Origin of the sequence: Chamaesiphon sp. VAR_69_metabat_338 (genome assembly GCF_031423935.1) — a bacterium.
Lineage (GTDB): Bacteria > Cyanobacteriota > Cyanobacteriia > Cyanobacteriales > Chamaesiphonaceae > Chamaesiphon.
The window spans coordinates 1-5,727 of record NZ_JANPGM010000744.1 but is presented as its reverse complement, the minus strand read 5'-3'; the positions used below and the strand labels follow the sequence as shown (position 1 = coordinate 5,727).

At 51.5% G+C, this 5,727-nt stretch carries 7 protein-coding genes; 4 read left to right on the top strand and 3 right to left on the bottom strand.

Annotated features, from left to right (window positions below; translation table 11 throughout):
* On the bottom strand, positions 1-558 hold a 558-nt coding region (locus RMO84_RS20595; protein WP_310490306.1), incomplete at its 3' end, for a cation:dicarboxylate symporter family transporter.
* A gap of 262 nt (positions 559-820) precedes the next feature.
* Here RMO84_RS20595 and RMO84_RS20590 point away from each other — a divergent pair.
* The 4 genes from RMO84_RS20590 (at position 821) to RMO84_RS20575 (ending at position 4,539) form a co-directional block, all read left to right on the top strand.
* Positions 821-2,350, top strand: coding sequence for a YifB family Mg chelatase-like AAA ATPase (locus RMO84_RS20590; protein ID WP_310490305.1), 1,530 nt, complete (start codon positions 821-823; stop codon positions 2,348-2,350).
* 66 nt (positions 2,351-2,416) lie between these two features.
* Positions 2,417-3,298, top strand: a complete 882-nt coding sequence (locus RMO84_RS20585; protein ID WP_310490304.1) for a hypothetical protein — start codon at positions 2,417-2,419, stop codon at positions 3,296-3,298.
* Between the two features lie 180 nt (positions 3,299-3,478).
* Positions 3,479-4,045, top strand: a complete 567-nt coding sequence (locus RMO84_RS20580) for a TIGR04376 family protein (protein ID WP_310490303.1) — start codon at positions 3,479-3,481, stop codon at positions 4,043-4,045.
* Between the two features lie 179 nt (positions 4,046-4,224).
* Positions 4,225-4,539, top strand: a complete 315-nt coding sequence (locus RMO84_RS20575) for a hypothetical protein (RefSeq protein ID WP_310490302.1) — start codon at positions 4,225-4,227, stop codon at positions 4,537-4,539.
* Between the two features lie 33 nt (positions 4,540-4,572).
* Here RMO84_RS20575 and def read toward each other — a convergent pair whose 3' ends face one another.
* Together def and RMO84_RS20565 are read right to left on the bottom strand one after the other, a co-directional pair.
* Entirely contained in the window at positions 4,573-5,100 is a 528-nt protein-coding gene (gene def, locus RMO84_RS20570; RefSeq protein ID WP_310490301.1) for a peptide deformylase, read from the bottom strand.
* A gap of 111 nt (positions 5,101-5,211) precedes the next feature.
* Positions 5,212-5,727: precorrin-3B C(17)-methyltransferase (locus RMO84_RS20565; protein ID WP_310490300.1), on the bottom strand; the 516-nt coding region annotated here is incomplete at its 5' end.

The following is a 5,727-nucleotide window of genomic DNA, read 5'->3' as shown; positions in this document are numbered from 1 at the left end:
CGACAGCACTTTTTCACTAATGACATAAATACTTTCTAGCAACTCGATAAATGGCTGGGCTTGAGCCTTTGCCATTTGAATTCCCGTGCCAAATAACGCCGCCGAAATAATAATTTGCAACAGATTGCCACTACTGAGCGCGCCCAAAGGATTAGTCGGAATTAAACTCACCAACCACTCGATCGCCTCTGGTGCCGCTGTCGTCTCCATCGTGGCTGGTAGCTCGAATCCCGTCACCCCCGCCCCAGGCTGCAAACACACCGCCACTGCCATCCCGATACACAGCGAGATCGCGCTCGTGACCACATAACAAGTCATCAGCTTCAACACGTATCGCCCGACTTGCCCCGTCCCCTGAATCCGATTCACGCCCAGAATCAAAGATGAAAAGATCAACGGCACCACCACAAACTGAATGATCCGCAAAAATCCCGCACCGATGGGGGCGAGCAAATAGCGATCGATTGGGACGATCGCCAGCGGAAATGTGGTATTCAAAACAGTCCCAAACATCATGCCAGCTGCAAGGGCAGTGAGGATTAGTGTAGACAGATTCATAATTTAGGTGTCAGGCTGTAAGCGTTGGGATTGAGGTGGAAAAATGGGGATGAGCGCGATCGCCTGTTGCTGAAGTTGTAACTTTCTCCAAAAAAGCCACCAATCAAAACCTAACATAAAAATTAACACTACCCCCTAGCCCCTAACCCCTCAAGCCTAAAACCTCAAGCCTAAAACCTAAATTCCGACATTCGATCCTTGTATTCCCCCAAATGCTCGTGCTAAAAAGATTGCAGCCATCAAGAGTAACGGGAAAATCGCTGTGTTAGCCAGAATTTGGAGTGCGACAATCATTGGCATCGATGCCGTCAAAGTAGGCGTCGAAGTCGATGTCGCCAATGGCTTGCCAGGGATTACCGTCGTCGGCTTGCCCGATGTCGCCGTCCAAGAAAGCAAAGAGCGCGTCAAAACAGCAATTAAAAATGCGGGGTTTGCTTATCCCATCCGCCGAATTACGATCAATTTAACACCAGCCGACCTGCGCAAAGAAGGCCCCAGTTTCGATCTGCCAATCTGTGTGGGCATTCTCGCCGCCTCAGACCAGGTAAGCGGCGAGTTATTGGGAGATTATCTATTTTTAGGCGAACTGTCCTTAGACGGGCAGCTACGTGCCGTTACGGGAGTACTATCGATCGCCGCTGCCGCACAAAAAATGGGGATTAGCGGATTGGTTGTCCCCGCTGCTAATGCCAATGAAGCGGCGGTCGTGTCTGGTTTGCAGGTCTATGGATTACAGGATTTAGCCGAAGTCGTCACCTTTCTCAATCGTCCCGAAACCTTCGAGCCAGTTAAGGTTGATGTGATGAGTCAACTCGCCCAACCCCAGCTAGATTGTGCCGATCTCCACGATGTCAAAGGCCAAGCTCACGCGCTCCGCGCCCTCGAAATCGCTGCGGCTGGCGGCCACAATCTCGTCTTCGTGGGGCCGCCAGGAAGTGGTAAAACCATGCTGGCACGACGGTTGCCGGGGATCTTGCCGCCACTGAGTTTCGACGAAGCGATCGAAGTTACGCAAATCCACTCTGTCGCTGGCTTACTTAAAGAACGCGGCGCGCTAGTCTGTAACCGTCCTTATCGCAGTCCCCACCACTCTGCATCCGGGCCTTCGTTAGTCGGCGGAGGCTCTTATCCACGTCCGGGTGAAATTTCCCTCGCCCATCGCGGCGTCTTATTTCTCGACGAACTGACGGAATTCAAACGCGATGTCCTGGAATTCCTCCGCCAACCGCTCGAAGATGGCTATGTCACTATCTCCCGCACGCGCCAATCTGTCTCCTTCCCCGCCCAATTTACCCTCGTTGCCAGCACGAATCCTTGTCCCTGCGGCTATTATGGAGATACGATCCAGGCTTGTACCTGCAATCCCCGTCAGCGCGAGAATTACTGGGCAAAGCTGTCTGGCCCCTTAATGGATCGGATCGACCTCCAGGTGGCCGTAAATCGGCTCAAACCAGAGGAAATTACCGATCGACCGACGGGAGAAAATTCAGCCACCGTCCGCCCCCGCGTTCAGGCGGCGCGAGATCGAGCCACCCGCCGATTTGAGTCGGTAAAAGGCATCCTCTGTAACGCTCAAATGCAGAGCCGAGAACTGCGCACCTGGTGTCCCCTCGACGACAACAGCCGCCAATTACTCGAAACCGCCATTCGCAAGTTAGGATTATCAGCTAGAGCTAGCGATCGGATTATCAAAGTCGCTCGCACCATTGCCGACCTCGCCGCTGCCGACCAAATCGCCCCCGCTCATATCGCCGAAGCGATTCAATATCGGACGATCGATCGAATGCAGTAATTTCATCCCATCGAGAACAAATAGATTGAGGTAAACTAATCCCTAACCCCTAAATCCAAGCAGTTCATGACCAATTCCAACCCTGCTATGTCCTCCCCATCGCCGCAAGATCGCCGCCGTCAACGGGATATCCTCGCCAAAGTCAACGCTCACGCAGATCGATCGATGGATCGCGTATTTGCTGATATCGAAGAACTCCTCGGCGACGATCTCGGCTCATCAGAGCGTACCGCCCAACGCCCGCCCACCACCGAAGACTATTCCCAACAGTCCCCAGCTTCCGTATATCCGCCCCAGTCTAGCTTCTCAGGACAACGCGCACTTGCGCCCGACAGTAGCTACACCGAAGCCCCCGCCGAAAATCCCGCAGCCAAACCCAGCAAGCGGATCCCTTTCTGGCTCAAAGCAATACTAGGAGTCGGGATTACCTCGATCGCGGCTGGTAGTTTGGGGTTCTGGTTGGTCAAGGAGCAGAAAGTTACCATCCCGCAAATCGATACCACTTGGCTCCCCTTCCAATCTCGCGTATCCCCAGCCGACGCTAAATTTGCCGATTACATGCGCAAGTCCCTAGCCAAAATTGACGCCGCGCCAGCCGCTACAACTACGCCAGCCGCTACAACAACTCCTGCCGCCACTCTCTTCACTCCCAATACTAGTATCGTTACCCCCACCATTAATCCAGCCGCTAATACTAAAACGATCGTCACAGGCACCGCTACTCCAATCGCTACTCCCGTCACCAACAAGATTGCCCTCGTCAAAACAGTTCAAACTGGTGCGCGCCCAGAAGCCATTTTCCAGATCGACGGTCGCACTCAATCAGTCCGAGTCGGTCAAAAAATCGGCACCAGCAACTGGTCATTATTGACTGTCGCCAAAGGTGAAGTCATCCTCAAACGCAAAGGCGGCGAAATTCGATCGGTCTATGTCGGTCAGAAATTTTAGAATGAGGGGATAGGGGATAGTGTTTCGGATTGAAACGATCTCGAATCCCCAGCCAACCTTTTGTTGAAAAAATCCAACTGGCAGAAACATCCAGGCTGCAAGCCGCTCCAAGTCCTCCTGTTAGCATCCCTATTCCCTATTCCCTATTCCCTATCCCCTCCTACCCCTACCCCCTAACTCATGGGTTTAATCGAAGACATGAAACGGTTTTTGGAAAGTCAGATCGATGACTTTCTGGCCAAAAACCCCCACTTAGAACTACAGGTGATCGGCGAACAATTAGCCCAACAGGAAACCGACACCAGCCAATTGATCGTAGACTTGCAAGCCCAAGAAAAACAAACCGAGCAAGAAATCCTCCGCACCGCCCAAGAGATCAAAAGCTGGTACGATCGCGTCCAGAAGGCTACCACCGCCGGACGTGCCGATCTCGCTACTGCGGCTCAAGATCGCGTCAACTCCCTCCTCCCCCAAGGCAACCAGCTCTGGGGCAAAATGCAAGGCTTAAAAGAGCGCACGACCCAGGCGCAAGCACTATTGCAAACCATCAAAACGCGGCGGACTGAAGTAAAAACTAGAGCTGCGCAAGCAGCGCGAGAGCGGACTGCCACCAATACCAGTAGTAGCTGGGGTTCGGTAAACAATTATACTAGTAGCAGCAATTTTGCCGATCCCTTGGAAGCGCAATTTCTGCGGTGGGAGGCTGATGAAGAACTAGAGCAACTCAAACGCAATTTAGGCAAATAGGCCGATCTTTAATAAATCTTTAAATCTGGGGAATACGGTCTGATAACATGATTAGCGATAACCTTGCTACATCAGGCTCTTATGAAGTGCTGTAACTAGCCGAGGTCGGTAGCACTGGGTCAGTTATGAAATTGACAGTACCGTGCCGACATCGATAGATACTATCTAAAAATATAGCTATGCTAAAAACCCCAATTCTCAAAAAATCTCACATTGGCGATGCGATCGCTGGTATCGTCACCGTGTTTGGGATCGATATTCTGATTATTTTTATCTCCCTGTTATTAAATACTGTCTCACCGATGTTCATGTCGGTAGTATTTGGAATCGGTCTGATTCAATTAATCTACATCTTGCCATTATTACGCTGGTCGATTAAACGCCGAGTGAAGGGCTTCAGTAAAGGTCTGCTGATGGGTGCCCTCGCGATCGCGACCATCAATTTGGCCTGCTTCCTGGTTACTTTTAAGTTTTTTAGTACTGGCGCGAGATAGAAATTTAGCTAAAAGTTAGAAGTTGAAAATTGGTTAATTAAAGGCGATTTTCATGTATTCGGCTTCGCTAATCAAATCTGCCTTTGTGGTAACTCGATCGGGAAATAAAATCCCATCTAAATGATCGAGTTCGTGCTGAAAAATGCGCGCTACAAAATCAGTTAACTCTTGCTGGACGAGTTCCCCCTGTGGGGTAAAGTATTTAACCTCGATCGCGCGATCGCGCAGCACCATACCACGTCGATCTGGTACGCTCAAACAACCTTCCCAACCTGCGACCAGCTCGCCCGATCGAGCGATAATCTCGGGATTAATCATCGCTGTCGGTAACATTGTCGGGGCGTGCGGATAGCGCGGACTCGGACGCGATGCGACGATAAATAAGCGCAGCGATGATGCCACCTGCGGAGCCGCAATCCCTACGCCATTTGCCGCATCCGCAGTCGCAATTAGATCGACAATCAGCTCGTCAAGTCGGGCATCGGGAAGCTGCGGAATCGCCATCGCTCTTTGACGCAAAATCGGGCTACCAATTGCTGATATTTGCAGAATTTTACTCATAAATGATTAGCGTGTCTTGTTCGGCGTCGAGTATTGTTTCGGGGCACGAGCATTTTAATTTGTGCCTAATTATCATGATAATGTAGACGACCGATCGATAAAATCCCAAATCTATCCGTACGATCGCGGCGTGTACACCAAATTACTGCCATCCGCGCGGGGAATTAGTTTCGTTTGACTCGAACCGATTAAAATTACCGTCCGCATATCTGCCGACTCCGGTACTAATTCGCCTAAAGTAACGACCCGCACATCCTGTCCAGATCTGCCCAGATTGCGGGCGAGAATGACTGGGGTGGTCGCCGGTCGAAACTTGAGGAGGATTTCCTTGGCGGCGGCTAATTGCCAGCTCCGTTGGCTGGAAATCGGGTTGTAGAAAGCGATCGCCAAATCTGCTGCCGCGACAGCCGCGATCCGGTCGGCGACTACTGACCACGGTTTGAGGATATCTGAGAGCGAAATCGCACAGAAATCATGTCCCAGCGGGGCACCTACACTCGCAGCGGCGGCTTGCATGGCCGAGATGCCTGGAGCGATCTGAAGATCGATCGTCTGCCATTCTGGTTTGGCTTCTTTATCCAAAACTTCTAGAACGGCAGATGCCATCGCAAAGATCCCTGGATCGCC

What these genes read in the sequence shown, in the direction of transcription:
- RMO84_RS20585 (WP_310490304.1), top strand. Translation starts at nt 2,417, where the DNA reads ATGACCAATTCCAACCCTGCTATGTCCTCCCCATCGCCGCAAGATCGC.
- RMO84_RS20580 (WP_310490303.1), top strand. Translation starts at nt 3,479, where the DNA reads ATGGGTTTAATCGAAGACATGAAACGGTTTTTGGAAAGTCAGATCGAT.
- RMO84_RS20575 (WP_310490302.1), top strand. Translation starts at nt 4,225, where the DNA reads ATGCTAAAAACCCCAATTCTCAAAAAATCTCACATTGGCGATGCGATC.
- def (WP_310490301.1), bottom strand. Translation starts at nt 5,100, where the DNA reads ATGAGTAAAATTCTGCAAATATCAGCAATTGGTAGCCCGATTTTGCGT.